The sequence below is a fragment of the Mucilaginibacter sp. P1_A3 genome (assembly GCF_056406855.1).
Map to the genome: position 1 here is coordinate 19,133 of NZ_JBFTZJ010000011.1, position 18,962 is coordinate 38,094.

The following is an 18,962-nucleotide window of genomic DNA, read 5'->3' on the forward strand; positions in this document are numbered from 1 at the left end:
TCTTTATACTTGATACTAACTACTTGATACTAATTTTATTTGATACTTATCTCATCCACCAACAGCCAGGCCTTTGCCCCGGCAATGTACTCGCCCGGCGGAATAATGCCCTTATTGGTGCCCTTTACCCTGATATACCGGGCTTGCAATGGTTTTATGTTGGCCCTCACCGCATTAATGCCATTGGCGGTAAATTCCGTTTGGCGATAAACTTCGGTATAGGTTTTACCATCTTCAGATACTTCAAAAGTGAGCAGCGAAGGCTCCCACATTTTTTGCCAGTGATATTTTAAAATATGGATACCCAGTTGTGATACTTTTTGTACCGAACCAAGGTCGACTACCGCATCCAGATCATCGCCGTTAAAACCGTACCATTGGCCATCGTTATAAAGCTTATCCCCAAACACGCCGTTTACCAGGCCAGAGATATCGCCGGTGTTATAGGTGCCTTTAGGCTGATTTACCAGCGTTACTGTTTTGCCAACCGCTTTGTGCATGTTAAAACTTTGCATGTATGTGCGCCCTGTTTGTTTACCATTACTAAACAAAGCGGCTTTGATGTTGCCCGATGAGGTGATGGTTAAGAGTTTACTATATAATTTACTTTTAAGCCCCGGTGCCGACCCATCGGTTGTGTAAAATATTTTACCGCCCGGCAGGGTTGTATTAAGACTAAGCGATGTTTGATGGTTTGCTTTTGTGCCTATATCGCCGGTTATTTCGTCAAAGGTGTTGGCGGCATTGATGTTGAGCCTTTGCAGCATTGGGTGCTGATACCTTAACCGCTTCAAAAATCCATCATAATCCTTATTCTCCTTTGCAGACCACCCCACCTCGGCCAGAGCCAGCATCCGGGGGAATAGTTGCCGCTCGGCCTGTGCCGGGCTGGTCATGTACTCACTCCATGCATTGGCTTGTACCCCTTTAATGTAGGTGGCTTCATCGCCAGATAACTCTTTGGTTATTGGTTCATAATTATAAACCTTGCTTAGCGGCGTGTAGCCCCCGCCTGCAATTGGCTCGGCAGCGTAAAGAGACTGATAATAATCCAGGTACACATATTTCTCGGGGGTCATGATAGCGTCGTGGTGTTGTTTGGCTGCAGCTATGCCACCCTCCTCGCCTGTCCAGCTCATTACGGTTGCGCCGGGGGTTAAGCCACCTTCCAGTATCTCATCCCAGCCAATTATCTGCCGGCCTTTACTGTTCAGGTATCTCTCCATGCGGCCAATAAAATAGCTTTGCAGCTGGTGCTCATCTTTTAAATGCTCATCCTTAATTCGTTTTTGGCATTTGGGGCAGGTTTGCCATTTTGTTTTTGGGCATTCATCGCCACCTATATGAATATATTTTGATGGAAATAGTGGCAGCACTTCATCCAGCACGTTTTGCAAAAATGTAAAAGTTTCATCATTACCGGCACAATACACATCATCAAATATGCCCCAGTAGGTAGCCGTTTTATACGGACCACCGGTACAGCCCAACTGCGGGTAAGCCGCCAGTGCAGCCAAAGCATGCCCCGGCATTTCAATTTCGGGGATGATGCTGATATGCCTTTCCATAGCGTATTTTACAACCGCTTTAACTTCGTCCTGTGTATAGTAACCGCCATAACGTTTGCCATCAAACTGGTGCGGGCTATCTCTTTTATGCCCAATAATGGTTTCATCGCGATAGGCCGAGATGCTTTGCAGCAATGGGTATTTCTTTATTTCTATACGCCAGCCCTGGTCGTCGGTAAGGTGCCAGTGAAAGGTGTTGATCTTATATATCGCCAGCATATCTATCCATTTTTTAATGGTTTCCACATCAAAAAAATGGCGGCTTACATCCAGGTGCATGCCACGGTAGGCAAAGCGCGGATGATCTTCAATGGTGCAACCCTGTACGGTTATTTTACCGTTGGATGGTTTCAGCAATTGAACAAGCGACTGCAGCCCATAAAATACACCGGCCTCATCATGACCAATTATTTTTATCTTTTTTTGAGTGACGGTTAGCCGGTAACCTTCTTTTGCAGTGATGGCTAAAGAGTCGATATCCAAATTGATAGAAGGAATTGCCCGTTTATTATTTACCGACAGTGTATACCCTGAAAGGGAACGGAAATACTGATTAAAAAAATTAAGATTGTTGACATTGATACCATCACCAACAGCTATTCCTGTTGCCGGGGAGAAAGCAAACATAACATTGCTCTTTTCAACTTTGTAAGGTTGTGGAATTATACCCTGTTCTTTAATTTGTGCCGATGCACTGCTGATGAACAATACCAGGACTAAAGTTTTTACCAGGAACTTACAGGAGTTAAGCAGCTTTATCATCAGTATAGATTTATAAAGCCGAATATAACTGATTATAGCGACGGTATGATATTATCCCCGAAAATTACAAGCTGCCTATAGCCTTGCGGTAATTATTTATGGCGGTAATTATGGACTGCACAATTTCGTTCTGCCCATCGGGGGAGTTCAGGTAATCTTCCTCCTCGGGGTTGTTGATAAAACCGGTTTCAACAAGTACGGCGGGCATAGCGCTGTGGGCCAGTACCAATACGCCCTGCTCTTTTACCCCCTCGCTTGAGCGGCCATTGGTATCCGTAAATTCGGAGTTCACCAGGTCGCCAAACAGGATACTTTGCTTGCGGTATTTTTGAATATAGGCGTTTAGGATAATGGCGTTTGAAGGGTCGCTTTCATCATAGCTCTCGTAATTTTGCTTATAGTCCTTCTCAATAAATATTGACGAGTTTTCTCTTACGGCCTCCTCCTGCTCTTTCAGCCTGTGAAAACCATAAACCAGCAGCAGCACCCCCTTGCGTTTATGTGACGAAGCCGCGTTACCCTCCGGCGATGAATTGCAGTGGATAGAAATGAACAGGTTACCATGATTCTGGTTGGCTATGGCCGATCGCTGGTTAAGCGGAATAAATGTATCATCGGTACGGGTCATGATGGTGTTTAGTCCTTTGATACCTGTATCTATAGCTATTTTAAGTTTTTTGGCGATTGCCAGCGTTACGTTTTTTTCAACAGAATAGGAACCACGCGCGCCGGGGTCTTTACCGCCATGACCGGCATCTATGATAACCGTTTTAAACCGGAAGGCTGAACTAACCGGAATAGTATCCCTGCCGGATGTGAAAGAGCAAAGACAAAAAATCAGGGATACAAAGCAGCAGTTAGCGGCTATGATATGTAGAAGCTTTTTATTCAGGATCATTTTTTTATAGCCTTTTTACTGCATTTGGGGCATAAGCCCATTGCGGATAATGTAAAACATTGGGGCTCAAACCCGGGTGGGAGGTTGATGGCCGGCAGGTGCAGATCATCCAGGCAATACACATTTTTGCATTCGGTACAATTAAAGTGCAGGTGCTCGTCGTGATGATGCTCCTCGCTGCAATTGGATGAGCAGAGGGCATAATTGGCTGTACCGTTTAAATCAAATACTTTGTGAATGATCCCCTTTTCCTCAAAGGCGTTGAGGATACGGTACAGGGTAACCCTGTCTATATCATTCATCACACTTTCCAGATCGGGCTGGGAAGTGGCCGCGCTGCGCGACGACATCATGGACAGCACCCTTAATCTTGGAGCTGTTTTTTTTAAATGATGCTTGTTCAGCAAATCTTCAAAGTGAAAATTATTACGGGTTTGTGCCATTTAACCTTTCGGGGAGTAGTATTTTATAAGGATACAAATTTAACAAGAATATACAATGGTTTAAAATTGCGTATGCGGTTAATTTGTAAATCCCCGATTGAATGTATAACGCTGGATTAAGAATGAAATTGCGGGTCAGCAATTGGGCTATACAGAGCGCGCCTCTCCCCCCGCAGCCAAAACACGCTCAGCAGTTTTTCTGTCGTCACTATCCCGCTTTTGATTTTCAAAAATAAACTGCCACCCTGTGCCGGAATAGCGATAGTGCAACTATCGCTTGTGCTTAGTTGTATTAATAAGGACTTTTTTGTAAAGCTACACCAGCAGGCAAAACAAATAAGGTTGCATCTAATTTACCGGGCTTGATTTCGGTTGCGGTACTTTCTATGTAAAACTGGGCGTTGTCGATAGTCATTTTTAATGGCATGGCGTTTGTTTTTGACAGGATGGTATACCAGTTACCAAATTTGTGGTTGATAAACAATTTACTATCAACTGGTACTTTGGATGTGAAATAGTATTTCTGAATGCCGCTTTTGCAGGTAAGTACCAATTCGTCGCATTTATAGCCCAGGATATCAACAACAGCTTTGTGCAGTTCGGTGCTGATGACCTCGTCGGCGTTAACGGCGCCGTCATTCCAAAGAATAGCTTCGGAGTTGCTCATTTTGTTATAAAGCTTATTATCCGCGTTAATATACAGCTGCCACTGTAGTACGGTCCCATTCAAATCAGACCGGTAATCGCCGCCCTTTACATAATAGTTTTGAATGCTTCCCAACATGGTGGTAAACTGCTCATCGCTTACATTGGGCAATTTACTTTTAATGATGTTGCTATAAGTAATTTTGCCTTCAAATGATTGTGCCGACGCTATAAGGCAGGTTATAGCTAAAAACAGGCTTAGGATAAGTTTTTTCATGAGTGATAATATTGGGCTAAAATAATATTATGGTTTAACTTTATTATTTATTTACCGGCACTCTATATACTTTTTTTAACAAAAACATCTAAGTAAGACCATTTACTATAGATGGATTAAATTCAATGTATTATGATATAGCTGTAAATCGCCCCGGCTAACTATAATATTTCAAAAAAAACTATGTATTTTTATTGAAACATTAACCTAAAATCTTCCTTATGAATCAATTAGCACAAAAAATAATCCAGAGATGCGAAGCTGTTTTTAACGCAAACAGCAACAATTGCAGCGGCTTTGCTAAAGCTGTAAGCACTGCATTCGATATTGAATTGAGCGGCCTGGCAGATGAGATAGTTGATGAAATAAAAACCGGTGAATGGGTGAGCTTAAGTGATGGTATAGATGCAAAAAACAAAGCCGACGACGGATGGCTCGTGATTGGTGGCTTAAAAGGCCATGATAACAATCCATCGCAAAGCCATGGCCACGTGGTTGTAGTTGTAAGCGGCCCTTTAGATGGTGCCCACCATAATACCCCACGGCCTACTGGGGAAAATTAGGGAGCATTGGCAAAAAAAACACGCCGGTTAACTTTGCATGGAACTCCGAAAGCAGAGATAGGGTAATTTATGCCGGAATTAAACTTACCTGATTATTGAATTGCAGAGATAAATAGTGTTCTCGTTATGGAGAGCAAGCAACAAACCTGTTTATTGGTTCAAAGGCCTGATTCTAAAAACGGGGAACAATCACGAACCAATTTTCTTAACTAAAAAGTAATACATGGGAAACAATTTCTCCATTATTTACGTATCACCACAAGTACTTAGTAGTTTAAAACAAAAGCTATACCGGCTGCAGAAATATTATAACAGGCGGCGCATATTTTAACTATAGATTAACAATATATTTACCATTAAAGCATTGACACGATAAAATGAGGCAAATATTTCTTTTCATTTCGTGTTTATACCTGCTTTACCCTGGCCTGTCTTATTCGCAAACTCAAAATCCAAAATTTAAATGGCTTAGTACAAATGAAGGGCTTTCCCAAAGCCATGTGTGTGCCATTATTAAAGATAGCCGGGGCTTTATGTGGTTTGGAACCGAAGACGGCCTGAATAGGTATGATGGCTATAAGTTTACGCATTATAAGCACGACCAGAATAATAAAGCCAGCATTATTGATAATTATGTATTAGCACTTATGGAAGATGGTGCCGGTAATTTATGGATTGGAACCGATAGCGGGCTTGACAGATTTGACCGGGCAACAAATACTTTTATCCATTACTCCAATAATCATTTAACGTATTCTGTCAGATCTGTTTTCCTGGATAATAAAAACAGGATCTGGCTGGGCACCAGTAAGGGCCTCTATTTATTTAATGCAGCAAATGGTTCATTTAAGAAATACACACATACAGGTAAAAATGCCAACGGTTTAATTAACGATTTTATATACCAGGTTACCCAGGACAATAATGGCTGGCTGTGGATAGGGACCGATGATGGCTTGTATCATTTTAACCCTCAAAACGGTCAATTTATCCGCTACGCGCATGATCCTGCAAACGATAAAAGTATTAGCTCCAGTTGGATAAAAACTGTATATAAAGATAGCAAAGGAAATATTTGGATTGGCACGCTTGGCGGCGGGGTGGCATTGTATAACAGTAAAGACAATTCTTTTATAAATTTCAAAAACAACCCGTTAAACAGTAATAGCGTTTGCCATAATGATATTCTTTCGATAATGGAAAGCGGAGATGGAAAGCTGTGGATAGGCACAGAAAATGGCGGGATAAGTGTTTTTGATTACCCTGCCAATAAGTTTGTTTGTTACAAATTTGATGCAAACGATCATTCCAGCCTCAGCAGTAATTCCGTTTATTGTTTATATAAAGATGATACCGGGAATACCTGGATAGGCACTTACTCTGGCGGGGTTAATTTTTCGCCCAGGTTTGGTGATAAATTCACTACCTATAGTCAAGTCCCAAACAATCCTAATAGTCTAAGCAATAACAATGTGCTATCCATCTCTGGCGACGAAACTGACGAAAACATTTGGATTGGTACCGACGGTGGCGGCCTTAACCTATTCAACAAAAAGAAAAAAACCTTTACTCACTATCTGCACAACGATAACAATACCAATACCATCAGTAATAATTATATCCTTGCAATTGTACCGATTGATAAGAACCTTATCGCGCTTGGTTATCATAACGGCGGGTTTGATTTATTTGATAAAAAAAAGGGTGTATTTAAGCATCACATGCCCCAGGCAAACAATCCTCATAGCCTTTCCCTTTCTGATATCAATAATATGTATAAGGATAAGGAGGGCAATATTTGGATAGGTACCTGGAAGGGGGGCCTCAATTATTACAATGTAAAAACCGATAAATTTACGCGCTACCAGAATAACCCCTTGGATAATAACAGCATAGGGGGAAACATTATCACTACCGTATTTCAGGATAAACAGGGCAATATATGGGCAGGTACGGATAGCGGTCTGGATATGCTTGACCCTAAAAGTGGCCGTTTTACTCATTACAGGCACGATGAGGAAAACAAGCACAGCCTATCAAGCAACACCATAGAATCTATTGCCGAGGCCGGAAACGGCGATATATGGGTGGGCACAAATGGCGGAGGACTAAACTATTTTAACAGGCGTAACCAAACATTTACAGCATACACGGAAAAAGATGGCTTACCCAATAATGTGATCTACACCATTTTGAAAGATCATAAGGGTAATTTTTGGTTAAGCACCAACAAAGGCCTTGCCCGCTTTAACCCCAAAACAAAGGCAATCAGGTGCTATGGCATTTCTGATGGGTTGCAGGGAAATGAATTTAAAGGGCACTCCTGCTTTCAAACTAAAGATGGGCAAATGTTTTTTGGCGGCGTAAACGGATTCAGCACCTTTTATCCCGATAGTTTAAAAGATAATGACTTTATTCCCCCGGTTTATATTACAGGTTTCCAGATTTTTAACAGACCTGTAACCTCGGGACATAAAAACTCAATCCTCCCAAAAGATATCAGCGAAACCAGCGCTATCAATCTATCTTACAAACACTCCGTATTTACATTTGAATTTGCTGCCCTTAATTATACCATTCCCGAAAAAAACCAATACGCTTATAAGCTGGAAAACTTTGATAAAGACTGGAACTATATCAGCAATAAACGAACGGCCACTTACACCAACCTGGATGCCGGTAAATATACTTTCAGGGTTAAGGCATCAAATAACGATGGCAAATGGAATGACAAAGGCACATCTATCACCATTTATATAAAACCCCCTTTTTGGCTTACCTGGTGGTTTAAGTTGATCGTAGTTTTAATTTTTGTTTGTAGCGGCCCCTCATTCTACTTCATTCGCACGCGCGCAATCAGGAAACAAAAAAACGAACTTGAGCGCCAGGTTAAAGAACGTACCGAGCAATTAGCCCGGGCAATAGAGGTTGAAAAAAACTCTGTTCGGGAAGCCGAAGAGGCAAACCGGGCCAAAAGCATCTTTTTGGCTACCATGAGCCATGAAATCCGCACGCCAATGAACGGAGTAATTGGGATGGCCTCTTTACTCGGCGAAACTTCTTTAGATGAAGAACAGCGAACCTTTACCGAGTCTATCCAAACCTGTGGCGAGGACCTGTTGGCGGTGATCAATGATATTTTAGATTTTTCTAAAATAGAATCGGGCAATATGGAGCTGGAGGAAAAGGATTTCAGTTTACGCACCTGTATTGAAGAAGTTTTTGATGTTTTTGCTTTAAAAGCGGCTCACTTAAAACTCGACCTGGTTTACCAAATAGACTATGATGTGCCGGCACAAATCATTGGCGATAGCTTAAGGCTTCGCCAGATCCTGATCAATTTAATAAGTAATGCCATTAAGTTTACCAAGAAGGGAGAAATCTATGTAGCGGTACACTTAATCAGCATTTTAGAAAATAACCATATTGAATTGGGTTTTGAGATAAAAGATACCGGCATTGGCATTTCTGCCGATAAGTTGCACAGGCTGTTTAAAGCGTTTTCGCAGGTTGATTCTTCAACAACCCGTCAATACGGTGGTACCGGCCTGGGCCTGGTGATAAGTGAACAACTGGTAAAGTTAATGGGCGGAAAAATTAGTGTGGAAAGCGAAATTGGCAAAGGAAGTACTTTCCAGTTTTCTATTCATTCCCAAAAAAGTTTACAGCCAGATAAATCCCACGTAAACCATAATATGGAGGGTTTTGAAAATAGTAAAATTTTGATTGTTGATGATAATGATACCAACTGCAGAATTTTAAAAGGCCAGCTGGAGCAGTGGAAGTTAAGCCCGGTAGTAGCCAACTCTGGCGAGCAGGCGCTTAACCTATTACTGCAGCATAATGATTTTAAGCTGGTTATTACCGATATGCAAATGCCGCTTATGGATGGCATTGAACTGGCAATCTTAATACGCGGCAAATATCCCGAATTACCTATTATGCTTTTGAGCTCCATAAGCTACATTTTCCATAAAGATAATCCCGGTTTATTTTGTTCCATATTAACCAAACCTGCCAAACAAAATAATTTATATAAGCATATTGTAAAAGAACTTGGCAAGCATATAACATCAACTATTCCCGACCAGTTGCATGTTGATGCTACCAAACATAAACTACCAGATAATTTTTCACAAAAATACCCATTGAATATTTTGGTTGCCGAGGATAACCCGATGAACCAAAAATTGATCCTGAAGGTTTTAAGTAAATTAGGATATGAAGCAGATTTGGCAGGAGATGGATTGGAAGCCCTGGATTTAGTTAATAAAAAAACATTCGACATTATTTTGATGGATGTACAAATGCCCAAAATGGATGGGTTAGAAGCCACGCAAATAATAAAAAAACGTTTCCCAACACGCCCCTTTATTATAGCGATGACCGCAAACGCGCTCCAAACCGACTTGAAGATTTGTATGGATGCGGGTATGGACGATTATATAAGCAAGCCATTTAAATTAGATGACGTGGTTAATAAGCTCGAAAAATGGGCATTGCAAACCAATGAATCTTTTAAAGAGTAAAGAACCCGCTGTTCAATGTCTCTGACATAGCACAGCGGGTTTCCAATCTATTACTTTAAAAAGCGTGCGCCGTAACACTTTCCAAAGCTTTTGGCATTGCTGTGGCCGCAAGCGCCGGCACAAATATCCCCTCTACTCTAAAAACAGAAACATCTGTCATGCCTATAAAACCCAAAACTGCCCTTAAATAAGATTCTGTAAAATCATAGCTTTTCATTGGCCCCTCTGAATACACACCACCTGATGAAATAGCCAGGTAAACCTTTTTATTGATGACCAATCCTTTGGGCGCACCCGTTGCATAACTAAAGGTAACACCGGCCCTTGCAATATGATCAATCCAGGCCTTTAAGGTTGATGGAATACCAAAATTGTATAAAGGCACGCCAATCACAATAACATCAGCCTCCATCAACTCTTTTATAGCCTCATCCGACTGTTTGACGGCTTCATTATGCTCATCCGTGCGCATTTCTCCCGGTGTTTGAAAGGCGGCAAATTGCGTCTCTTCCAAATGCGGCAAAGGAGTTTTGGCTAAATCACGGGTATGTACTTCACTGTCTGGATAAACCGATGATAATTTCTCTAATATGGCAGCTGATAATTTGACGCTAAAAGATTCGTTTCCCTTAACGCTGGTAACGATGTTCAGAATTTTTTTCATGATATTTTATATTTCATTTACAACTCAAAGGTATTTACATTTGCTATACAATAGTAAGTACTATACTAAAGGATAGCGCTATCCTTTAGTATAGTTACCTCTTGAACAGAAGGAAAATGGAAATGGGAGAAGTTAAAACTCGGGGCAAGTGCACCAGTATGTTATTGCCTGTAACCGATGCGATAGAAGTATTAAACGGCAAATGGAAACTGCCAATTTTGATCTCATTAACGTTCGGTAACAAAAGATTTGGGGAGATGGCAAAAGAGATCCCGAAAATAACAGACAGGATGCTATCAAAAGAATTGCGCGAACTGGAAATGAACCAGTTAATAAAGCGCACTGTTTATGATTCGGTACCGGTAGTGGTTGAATATTCAATTACCGAATATGGCCATTCGCTGGACAACGTAATTCTTGAACTGTACAAATGGGGCAAAGAACACCGTAAACGGATTATAGCCGGAATGTAAGCTTTGGAAGCTGAAGGCAGAATGCGTAAAGCAAAAAGCCAGGATGCTAATAAACGAATCGTCATACGAGTGATAAAATCCGGAAGACACTGAAGGGAAATGACGTTAAAAAGGTTTGTCATCCTGAGGAACGAAGGATCTATTCGCAAACTGTACAAGGCGAAGAAGCATGGTGAAGAATAGATCCTTCGTTCCTCAGGATGACAAAAAGGGGTTTTAGCAAATACGTCATTGCGAGGTGCGAAGCAATCTCAAAGCTACACAGAGCGGATAGAAAAGTTAAGCCTGCATACTCGCCCTGTCGTCGGGGAGATTGCTTCGTACCTCGCAATGACGTGCTTGTTTTATACCTGCAGCCATCATCTGCACATCTGAAATCTAAAATCTGCACATCTAAAATCTACTCCTCCGTTTCCTTCAGCTCATCCTCTTTTTTCCCTTTACCCAGGTGTACAATTGGTTTATCCTGTGTACCGGTAATAGTCATCGGGATCCCGAAAATACCAAGCGGCGGCAGGCCAAGGCGGAATTGCAGATTCAGCTTGCCGTCAAAACTTACCTGTCCCTCAAACCTCGGGCGGAAACCGGCCATCCGCATTTTGGTACGTTCAATAGTAATGATGTTATTGGCAATGGTGGATTTAATATCCACTTTACTCACATCGTTTTTACCGCCCAAACTATCGCGTCCGGTTTGTTTACCTACCGCGCTAAACAGTTTAAAGCCTTTTACTTTTACCTTTTTAACAGACAGTACGCCCCCACCCTTTAGTGATGGATACACAGGTTTCATATCGCTGTTGAGTTTACCGCTTAGCTTATAATCCAATGATACAATCCCTTCTGCATTCGCTGCAGATGTGGCCATATCATGAAATAGTTTCACCTCGCGGTATGCCCGTTTTATATCAAACTCTTTAGCATCAATATGATAATCGAAATAAGCCTTTTGCGGGCTTATGCTGCCATAGGTAGCATCCATTACTACCGGCGCGCCTATTAAAGTAAAGCCGGTTTGTTTTAAAACAATCTGCCCCTTGCTGATACTCATCTGCCCTTTGGCATCATTAATATCAAGACCATTGTATTTTACTTTTTTTACATCGGCAGTAAAATTCAAATCGAGGTTGGCGGGTACCATAATCACGCCCGGTTTTGCGGCTTTGGGCGTTGAAGGACCACCCGCAAAGGCCATAAAATCATCAGCAATAATAAGTCCGCTAGTTAGTTTAAATTCACCCTGTAACGGCGAGTTTGGTTTAAGCGCATAATCTATCACGTTTGATAGCGCGCCATCAAGCACAATAACCGATTTACCATAGTTAGCCGTAAACTGATCAAACTTCATTTTGTCCTGGTTAAAGCTGAACAGGCCGGTTTTGATAAGGAACGGTTTAGGGAACAGATCTGAAGTAAGCGCAATATCCTTAACCCTCATTGTGCCAGAGTTAGCCAACTGATCATACCTGCCCGCTGTAGCATCACTTTGTTTACCTTTTAATGATAGATTGGTAGTGATCAATCCCTTAACATTGTAGCCGTTTATGGCAAACACTTTGTAAACCTTACCTATATCCAATGATCCGCGCGATTTGATACTGTAATCCAGGTCATCAAAATTCTTCAGGTTGGCTTTAAGCATAAACGGCTGCCCCTCAAACGTGAATGAAACCGGTTTAATGTTCACCTTCAATCCTTTTAACGAGCCCGTATTATTGCTGATAGCCGTACTTACCTCTATATTTTGCAATGGATGCGGGTAGTATTTGGTTTGGATATAGCCGCCGTGCAAATCTATCTGCGCATTGGTAACCGGGAAAATCCTTTGCGCCGGGATATACCTGCCCCTGGTTTGTACATCTGCATCCAGATTGCCGCGCAGGTCAATACTATCAAGCGGGTAAAACTGTTTGATATCGCTTAAATTAAATTTGGCTTTCAAGTTGGCATCAATCATGGCGCCTGCGGTATTGCTCATTTTTAAATAACCTTTAATGTAGTTATTTAAAGCATTAATGTTAAGGTTGGTCATAGCCATGGTGGCATGCGCCGGGTTATTGTCGGGGCAACTGGCATCAAGGTTAAAGCTCACGTTTTTCATGGCTTCGGGCAGTTTGGCGTATTTAAAATATCCATTCCTGAAACCCGAATGCAGCGTAAATTTAGGAATACTGGTTATCACCGTATCTATGTGATGCCGTATGCCGGTTTTTCTTATCCCGGTGGCATATTTACCCTCGGCTATCATGTGCAGCGAATACCTGCCCTTTACATCAAATGCTTTAACACCAAAGGCCTTATTCCATTTCTCCAGATCGATCTCGGTATTGATCTTGGCAAAAACAGTTGGCGATTTGATACCTTTCACCTTGATCACCGAGCCAAAATAATCCTTCCCGATATTGAAATATACCGAATCGATATTGAGGTTAAGGCTATCAGGATTACAACCCGGCAACTTAGCGTTCATGTTAAGAAAAAGATTTTTCACCGGTTCGGGCGTATTTTTATTGGCGATATAACCATCCCTGATCTTCATACTGAAATCCAGATCGGGCATCTGTTTTTTTGAGGCGATGTATTTACCCGTGAGCGACATGGTTATTTTACCGGTACCGTTTAGTTCGGTATCATCCGTCCATTTGGCGTATTGGGCAGGCAGGGCGGTAAAAATATCACTCAGGTCGCTTTGATCGCTCCTGATCCTGAAATCCATATCATAACCATCTTTCAAAAACTCAAACCGACCTTTAAAATCAACCGGCAACTGGTTAATTAACAGGTTGTTTTTTTGAAATACAAACGCCAGTGATTTGGTATTGATGCTGGTAACCAGGTCGGCATTTACTTTTTTATGGTAGATGTAGGGTTGCCCTGCGTAAGTAAAATCAACAGAGCCGATCTCGGTATGGGTATAAAGGTCAAAAACATCTTTGGTAAGGTCGCCGCTGCCTTTGTAGTTAAAGTCGCGGGCATCAAGCAGCATGGGCATTGATCTGTCATTGTAAACCAAATGACTTTTCTCAATTAATATTTGCTCAATACCTAACGAAGCGCTCGCAGTATCTGCCGCCTGTGCAGGCTGCGCGTTTTTTGCTTTATATACATTGTAATTGGCACGACCGGCACTATCTACCTGGATATTGATGGTTGCCCTGCTTAAATAAATGCGGTTGATATTGATTTTGCTTTTAAAAACCGACGATAGATCAATAGCCAGTGAAACCTCCTGAGCGCCTACCAGCGTATCATTTTGAAAAGGCGCGCTGCCGTTGAGCGAAAAATCATTCAGCGTAAGGGTGAGCGCCGGGAATTTTTTAAAGAATGAAAGACTGGTTCCCGAAAAATTCAGCTTACCATTGATACTGCCATCCGCCCATTGCTTTATTTTATTGGTGATGGTTTGCGGGAAAAGATAGGGTAGCAAAAACATTAAGGCTAACAAACTCACCAAGGTAACGCCAAATATTTTGAGCGTTTTTAACACAACTTTTTTTATCGGGAACGGCATAAATATAGCTTATCAAGTGCCATAAAGGTAATAGTAAAAGTGGATACGGGGAGAAATTTAACAATATTACAGGCTAATAAAAGTTATTAACCTATGCTAATAAACCTTAACATTTGATAAACCAATCTAAAAATGAAAACCAATAATAACCAGGACCCAGTAATAGTATTTGCAGGTTCGCCAGTTGATGCCGGTATGATACAGGGCATGCTTGAACAGGAAGGCATCCAGGCTTTTGTACAAGATGAGTTCATGAGCAGTATTGCGCCATGGCTGGTAGAAGCCGGAGGATCTGTAGCTGCAAAAGTTGTAGTAGCTTTAGAGGATCATGAAAAAGCGCTGAAGCTAATTGAGGAATATGGGATTAGCGGACAATAATTCGCATCCAATACTTTAGTTTTATTGGCCAATAAAGCAATCTTCATATTAAGCAAGCACGATGTTGGGAGGATGCTTTGTATCCTGATGCTTACTTCTCTTTCAGGTAATCGGCAATTAATTTAAAATCCTGTTTTGCCTCCTCATCCAGGTTTTCGCCCGTTTGCATGTGTTCTGCCCAGTCAAGTGGTGTACCGTCATAAATCAAATCCTTTACGTCAAGGCGTGCGCCTGCTTCAACAAGTAGTTTTACAGCATCCAGCGAGCCCGAAGATACTGCCTGGTGTAAGGGGGTGGCATGTGTATGAAAGCCTGCATTATTTTTAGGATAGCCGTTGGGTTCGGCCCCCAAGCTCAATAAATAGGCTATCATTTTGGGCTTGCCATAAAAACCGGCCACGGCCAATGCCAGCAACAATTCTTCTTTACCTGCGGTTGCCGTCATCTTCATCACATCATTCATCCTATCAAGACCAATTGCCACGGCCAGGGTAAGTTTGCCTCCGCGTGCAACAAGGTGCGCGGCTGCTTCAAAATTTCCGTGTGCCAGCGCGCCCAAACCGCCGCCGGGTTTTGCGCCCGCGTCAATCAGCAAATCTATCAGTTCAATTTGCACTCCGCACTCTTTGGGTATTCGCCCGGTTGCAACCAGCCCAAGCGTATAATCCAGTTGCATTTGCACGGTATCGCTGGCTTCCTTTTTTAAAAACCCAATGAGCAGTTGGGTAATCTCCACAATATTAGTAGGTAATTTACCACTACGGATAGGATTGTCTGCAATAAACCAAAGCAAGTATGGATCCTTAAAATACCCGGGTTCGGGGTAGTTCAATCTGTCACTTACCAATTGTGGATTTTTGGTTATAAGATCTTTCAACAACATTACATCGCCCCGGTCAATAGCTTCTACGGCCTCGCGAAATAGCGGATCTGTGATATCGGAATTTTTCATTTTGGTAATTAATTGACCCTTATCACTATAAAGATACAGTTATTGTAAATTATAGCCCAGTTAAATTAAATCCCGAAATTTTTAAGAATTGCTCTCTCCCATTTTTAAGGCCACTTAAAAAGGGAATATTACTTTAAAGCTCATATTGCGCCCGATGTTGTAAATGCCCAGGCACCCATTGGGCGAACTTGTATAGTACTCAAAATACTTTAGCCTGTTCAGGTTGGATTGATAGGCCGTATCAAACAAATTATCAACCTGGACATAAAGCTCGCAGAAAGTTTTTTCTGATTTCCCCTTGATGGTTGTGCCGGCACCAATATTAATAAGGGTATAACCAGGTGTGGCTGTTTCTGTATTATCCAAAGCATAAAAACGGTTTTGAGCCATATAGGCGTCAGCTTCTGTTTTAAACCAGATCTTTGAAAAAACACCGTACGCTTTCTGTAAAGTAACCTTTAACTCAGATCGTATGTGCAGCGGCGGGATAAAAGGCAGGTATTTTGCCGCACCGTTTGATTTACTGATCAACTGCTCATTTTGGTTAATCCCGGTAACATAAGCCAGGCTGTTATTAAACGCCAGCCACTTAACACTACGCAGGTGCAGGTTAGCGGTAAATTCCGCGCCGTAAAGCCGTGCTTTTGATTGCTGATACTCATAAGTGCTGTTGCCCGCAACAATAACCACCGGCTTACCATCGGCATCGGTGAGTTTTGCCTGGTAGATGTAATGATCAATGTGATTGTTAAAAAACTCCGCTATGAGGTCAACATCTTTTAAATAGGAAATAATGCCGATATCTTCCTGCAGACTAAACTCGGGGTTAAAGCCACGGTTGCCCAGGTAAACAATATGCGCACCCGGATCAAGCCCGTTTGAGCCTATCTCGGTAATATTTGGTGCGCGGTACCCCCTGGCTATATTTGCTTTTACCAGCAACCGCTCGCTGATGTTGTAGGTTAATCCCAGGCTGCCCGAAAAACCTTTGTAAACATGTTTAAATGCCGGGAATTGTAAATGCGCGCCTGCGGTATCGGGTAATTTAACCTGCTGTTCAAACCCGTTTTGCGGGTTAGGGCCAACATAAAAATCTTTCCACCGGATGTGGCGGTTATCATACCTGATACCACCGGATACATCAAGCTTGCCAAAGCTATTCCTGGCGAACAGGAATGTACCGGCATCAAATAAATTATAATCGGGAATGGGAAAATCTGTAGCTGCTTTACTGCGGTTGGCCTGGTACATACCATTAACACCAATAGTACTTTCAATACCGCCAATGGCCGGCAAATTGTATTTCAGATCATAATTAAGGGTGTTTAGCACTACATATAAACCTGCCTGCTGCGCTAAGGTAGGGTGGTTATATTCCCTGCGGATGCTTTGCTGCAAACCCAACGAAGCATCAAGGCTGCCGTTGCCTAATTTTACCTGGTTATGCGTATAAACGCGATAATGCTGAATACGCTGATGAAGCGGCGCAATGGAATAGGAGCTTAATTCATCAGGGCTTACTATAGGTCTGTTTTTAATATCGTCATAAGCAATTTCATTTACCTGTTTGGTAAATTGCCTGCTGAGCGAATCGCGGCTACCATCGGGTATCTCCTGCCGGTTATCATACAGCGTAGCGGCTATTTGCCAATAACCCCATTTTTTATCAACCCTTGCCATCGCCGATAAATTATATTCCCTGAAACCGGTATTGTATACCAGTCCATCAATTTTATCGCGGTAATCATGAGCCATTTTAGCCGTGGCCCTTAATGCATATTTCCAGTCTACTTTTTTATAGGCTAAACCCAGCGATACGCCAATCATGCCATTATTGGTATGATAATCTGTAACGTAATCTCCTTTTAATACGCTATCGGCCCCGGCGGGTATTGCGGGTATCAGATTGATCACTCCGGCTATAGCATCAGAGCCATAGGTTAAACTTGCTGGCCCCTTGATCACTTCAGCGCGGCCAATTCCGTACTGATCTATTTCGATGCCGTGTTCATCTCCCCATTGCTGCCCCTCCTGCCTGATGCCATCATACAAGGTTAATACCCTGTTATAGCCCAGTCCCCTTATAAATGGCTTGGAAATATTTGGCCCGGTAGTAACCGCGTTTACACCGGGCACACCTTTTACTATAGCGTCAATAATGTTATTATTAACGTTTTCGTTCATTTCCTTTTTGGTCATTACCGCAATTGGCACCGGGTTGCGGCGCAGTTCTGTAGCCCGTGATACCCCTGTTATAACTACCTCATTTAGTTTAGAGCTATTTTCTTTCAGATTGACGTGCAAAACTGTGGCTTGGCCGGTATGGATGGCTATTTTAAGTCTTTCGGGAAGGTATCCTATTGCCGAAAAAGAAACTTCATAGTTGCCGGGAGAAATATTTTTAAGGTTGTAATAGCCTTTTTCATCAGAGGTTGTACCTATTGTTGTGCCGGTTAATACAATGCTTGCATAAGCAAGGGGTTCGCTTCCGGTTACCAACCTGCCTTTTAACACCCCATTTTGGGCTTTAAGTGCGGCTGGTATACATAACATCAATAGCAGGTATAGTACTTTCATTTTATTTATAAGGCTTGTTTATTTGCAAATATATAACAAATAAAAATAATTAGTCTTACCTAATTTTATTTACAAACAAAACCTAATTACTAAAATTACCTACAATGAATACTTGTTTGGAAATATCAACACAGAAACGATTATGCATAGATGCAAAACCCTTATAACTTGCCCCTTTGCATCAATAGCTTTTAGGCAACTCCAGGAATGCAATTAAAATATCTTTATTTACAACAGGGAAATAGATGGAATAACCCACCGGCCGAAGCTCAGTTAAAAAAAGGAAGCGGGCAGGAATCAGAATAGCATCAATCGCGGTCATCGGCACCGGGAAGAAACCGAACTGCAATTAAACATACCACACAACTGCAAAAAATTATTATCGCCAATATAATTAGAGCCATCAGTATATCTATATTATATAAAACTAACATACAAGTCCTGATAAAATAAAACATGATAGTATCGATGAATACGTGATATCAATCGATAGGAGCAGGCTGCGGGTATTCAACTAATCTTTTAAACGATAATATCAACAATTTGGTTTCAAAATCAGTCACAGTTTACAGAAGAGCTTTTATTTATCATATTTAGCCAGCATAGCATTTATTGCGTCGCTGCGGCCTAATGCCCTGGCTGCTTTCCAATTTTCATATGCACCTGGTGGATTGCCCCTATTTAGTTTGCACATACCTCGCCGTTTTTTTGCTTACTGAGCT

At 41.9% G+C, this 18,962-nt stretch carries 12 protein-coding genes; 4 read left to right on the top strand and 8 right to left on the bottom strand.

The annotated features are described in order from the left end of the window. Positions 1 to 35: 35 nt before the first annotated feature. The 4 genes from AC1D0K_RS22790 to AC1D0K_RS22805 form a co-directional block, all read right to left on the bottom strand. Positions 36 to 2,330, bottom strand: coding sequence for a glycoside hydrolase family 20 protein (locus tag AC1D0K_RS22790; RefSeq protein WP_477441411.1), 2,295 nt, complete (start codon positions 2,328 to 2,330; stop codon positions 36 to 38). A 64-nt stretch (positions 2,331 to 2,394) separates the two neighbouring features. Beyond that, positions 2,395 to 3,228, bottom strand: coding sequence for an N-acetylmuramoyl-L-alanine amidase family protein (locus AC1D0K_RS22795; protein ID WP_477396888.1), 834 nt, complete (start codon positions 3,226 to 3,228; stop codon positions 2,395 to 2,397). After that, the gene (locus AC1D0K_RS22800) at positions 3,225 to 3,671 is read right to left on the bottom strand and encodes a Fur family transcriptional regulator (RefSeq protein WP_477396886.1); all 447 of its coding nucleotides are present in this window, start codon (positions 3,669 to 3,671) and stop codon (positions 3,225 to 3,227) included. The genes AC1D0K_RS22795 and AC1D0K_RS22800 overlap by 4 nt, the downstream gene beginning before the upstream one ends. A 292-nt stretch (positions 3,672 to 3,963) precedes the next feature. Continuing rightward, positions 3,964 to 4,593 (bottom strand): hypothetical protein, encoded by a 630-nt coding sequence (locus tag AC1D0K_RS22805; protein WP_477396884.1) that lies wholly within the window; start codon positions 4,591 to 4,593, stop codon positions 3,964 to 3,966. Positions 4,594 to 4,814: 221 nt separating this feature from the next. On the opposite strand from AC1D0K_RS22805, the gene AC1D0K_RS22810 reads away from it, so the two are divergent. Continuing rightward, positions 4,815 to 5,156 (top strand): hypothetical protein, encoded by a 342-nt coding sequence (locus AC1D0K_RS22810; protein ID WP_477398051.1) that lies wholly within the window; start codon positions 4,815 to 4,817, stop codon positions 5,154 to 5,156. A 377-nt stretch (positions 5,157 to 5,533) separates the two neighbouring features. After that, positions 5,534 to 9,685 carry a two-component regulator propeller domain-containing protein gene (locus AC1D0K_RS22815; protein ID WP_477398053.1) on the top strand — a complete coding sequence of 1,384 codons (4,152 nt, stop codon included), beginning with the start codon at positions 5,534 to 5,536 and terminating at the stop codon, positions 9,683 to 9,685. Positions 9,686 to 9,740: 55 nt separating this feature from the next. Here the strand turns inward: AC1D0K_RS22815 and AC1D0K_RS22820 are convergent, their stop codons facing one another. Further along, positions 9,741 to 10,349, bottom strand: coding sequence for an FMN-dependent NADH-azoreductase (locus AC1D0K_RS22820; protein ID WP_477398055.1), 609 nt, complete (start codon positions 10,347 to 10,349; stop codon positions 9,741 to 9,743). Positions 10,350 to 10,465: 116 nt separating this feature from the next. On the opposite strand from AC1D0K_RS22820, the gene AC1D0K_RS22825 reads away from it, so the two are divergent. Next, the gene (locus tag AC1D0K_RS22825) at positions 10,466 to 10,822 is read left to right on the top strand and encodes a winged helix-turn-helix transcriptional regulator (protein WP_477398057.1); all 357 of its coding nucleotides are present in this window, start codon (positions 10,466 to 10,468) and stop codon (positions 10,820 to 10,822) included. 400 nt (positions 10,823 to 11,222) lie between these two features. Here the strand turns inward: AC1D0K_RS22825 and AC1D0K_RS22830 are convergent, their stop codons facing one another. Next, positions 11,223 to 14,333 (bottom strand): AsmA family protein, encoded by a 3,111-nt coding sequence (locus tag AC1D0K_RS22830; RefSeq protein ID WP_477463107.1) that lies wholly within the window; start codon positions 14,331 to 14,333, stop codon positions 11,223 to 11,225. Between the two features lie 132 nt (positions 14,334 to 14,465). On the opposite strand from AC1D0K_RS22830, the gene AC1D0K_RS22835 reads away from it, so the two are divergent. Next, entirely contained in the window at positions 14,466 to 14,711 is a 246-nt protein-coding gene (locus AC1D0K_RS22835) for a putative signal transducing protein (protein WP_295713238.1), read from the top strand. Positions 14,712 to 14,802: 91 nt separating this feature from the next. Here AC1D0K_RS22835 and AC1D0K_RS22840 read toward each other — a convergent pair whose 3' ends face one another. Both AC1D0K_RS22840 and AC1D0K_RS22845 read right to left on the bottom strand, forming a co-directional pair. Next, the gene (locus AC1D0K_RS22840; protein WP_477398061.1) at positions 14,803 to 15,663 is read right to left on the bottom strand and encodes an ankyrin repeat domain-containing protein; all 861 of its coding nucleotides are present in this window, start codon (positions 15,661 to 15,663) and stop codon (positions 14,803 to 14,805) included. Between the two features lie 114 nt (positions 15,664 to 15,777). Beyond that, a complete protein-coding gene (locus tag AC1D0K_RS22845; protein ID WP_477398063.1) occupies positions 15,778 to 18,240 on the bottom strand; it encodes a TonB-dependent receptor in 2,463 nt (820 codons plus the stop codon). Between the last annotated feature and the right edge of the window lie 722 nt (positions 18,241 to 18,962).

Bases quoted from the DNA above. Each gene is read 5' to 3' on its own strand.
- AC1D0K_RS22790 (WP_477441411.1), bottom strand. From the start codon at position 2,330: ATGATAAAGCTGCTTAACTCCTGTAAGTTCCTGGTAAAAACTTTAGTC.
- AC1D0K_RS22795 (WP_477396888.1), bottom strand. From the start codon at position 3,228: ATGATCCTGAATAAAAAGCTTCTACATATCATAGCCGCTAACTGCTGC.
- AC1D0K_RS22800 (WP_477396886.1), bottom strand. From the start codon at position 3,671: ATGGCACAAACCCGTAATAATTTTCACTTTGAAGATTTGCTGAACAAG.
- AC1D0K_RS22805 (WP_477396884.1), bottom strand. From the start codon at position 4,593: ATGAAAAAACTTATCCTAAGCCTGTTTTTAGCTATAACCTGCCTTATA.
- AC1D0K_RS22810 (WP_477398051.1), top strand. From the start codon at position 4,815: ATGAATCAATTAGCACAAAAAATAATCCAGAGATGCGAAGCTGTTTTT.
- AC1D0K_RS22815 (WP_477398053.1), top strand. From the start codon at position 5,534: ATGAGGCAAATATTTCTTTTCATTTCGTGTTTATACCTGCTTTACCCT.
- AC1D0K_RS22820 (WP_477398055.1), bottom strand. From the start codon at position 10,349: ATGAAAAAAATTCTGAACATCGTTACCAGCGTTAAGGGAAACGAATCT.
- AC1D0K_RS22825 (WP_477398057.1), top strand. From the start codon at position 10,466: ATGGAAATGGGAGAAGTTAAAACTCGGGGCAAGTGCACCAGTATGTTA.
- AC1D0K_RS22830 (WP_477463107.1), bottom strand. From the start codon at position 14,333: ATGCCGTTCCCGATAAAAAAAGTTGTGTTAAAAACGCTCAAAATATTT.
- AC1D0K_RS22835 (WP_295713238.1), top strand. From the start codon at position 14,466: ATGAAAACCAATAATAACCAGGACCCAGTAATAGTATTTGCAGGTTCG.
- AC1D0K_RS22840 (WP_477398061.1), bottom strand. From the start codon at position 15,663: ATGAAAAATTCCGATATCACAGATCCGCTATTTCGCGAGGCCGTAGAA.
- AC1D0K_RS22845 (WP_477398063.1), bottom strand. From the start codon at position 18,240: ATGAAAGTACTATACCTGCTATTGATGTTATGTATACCAGCCGCACTT.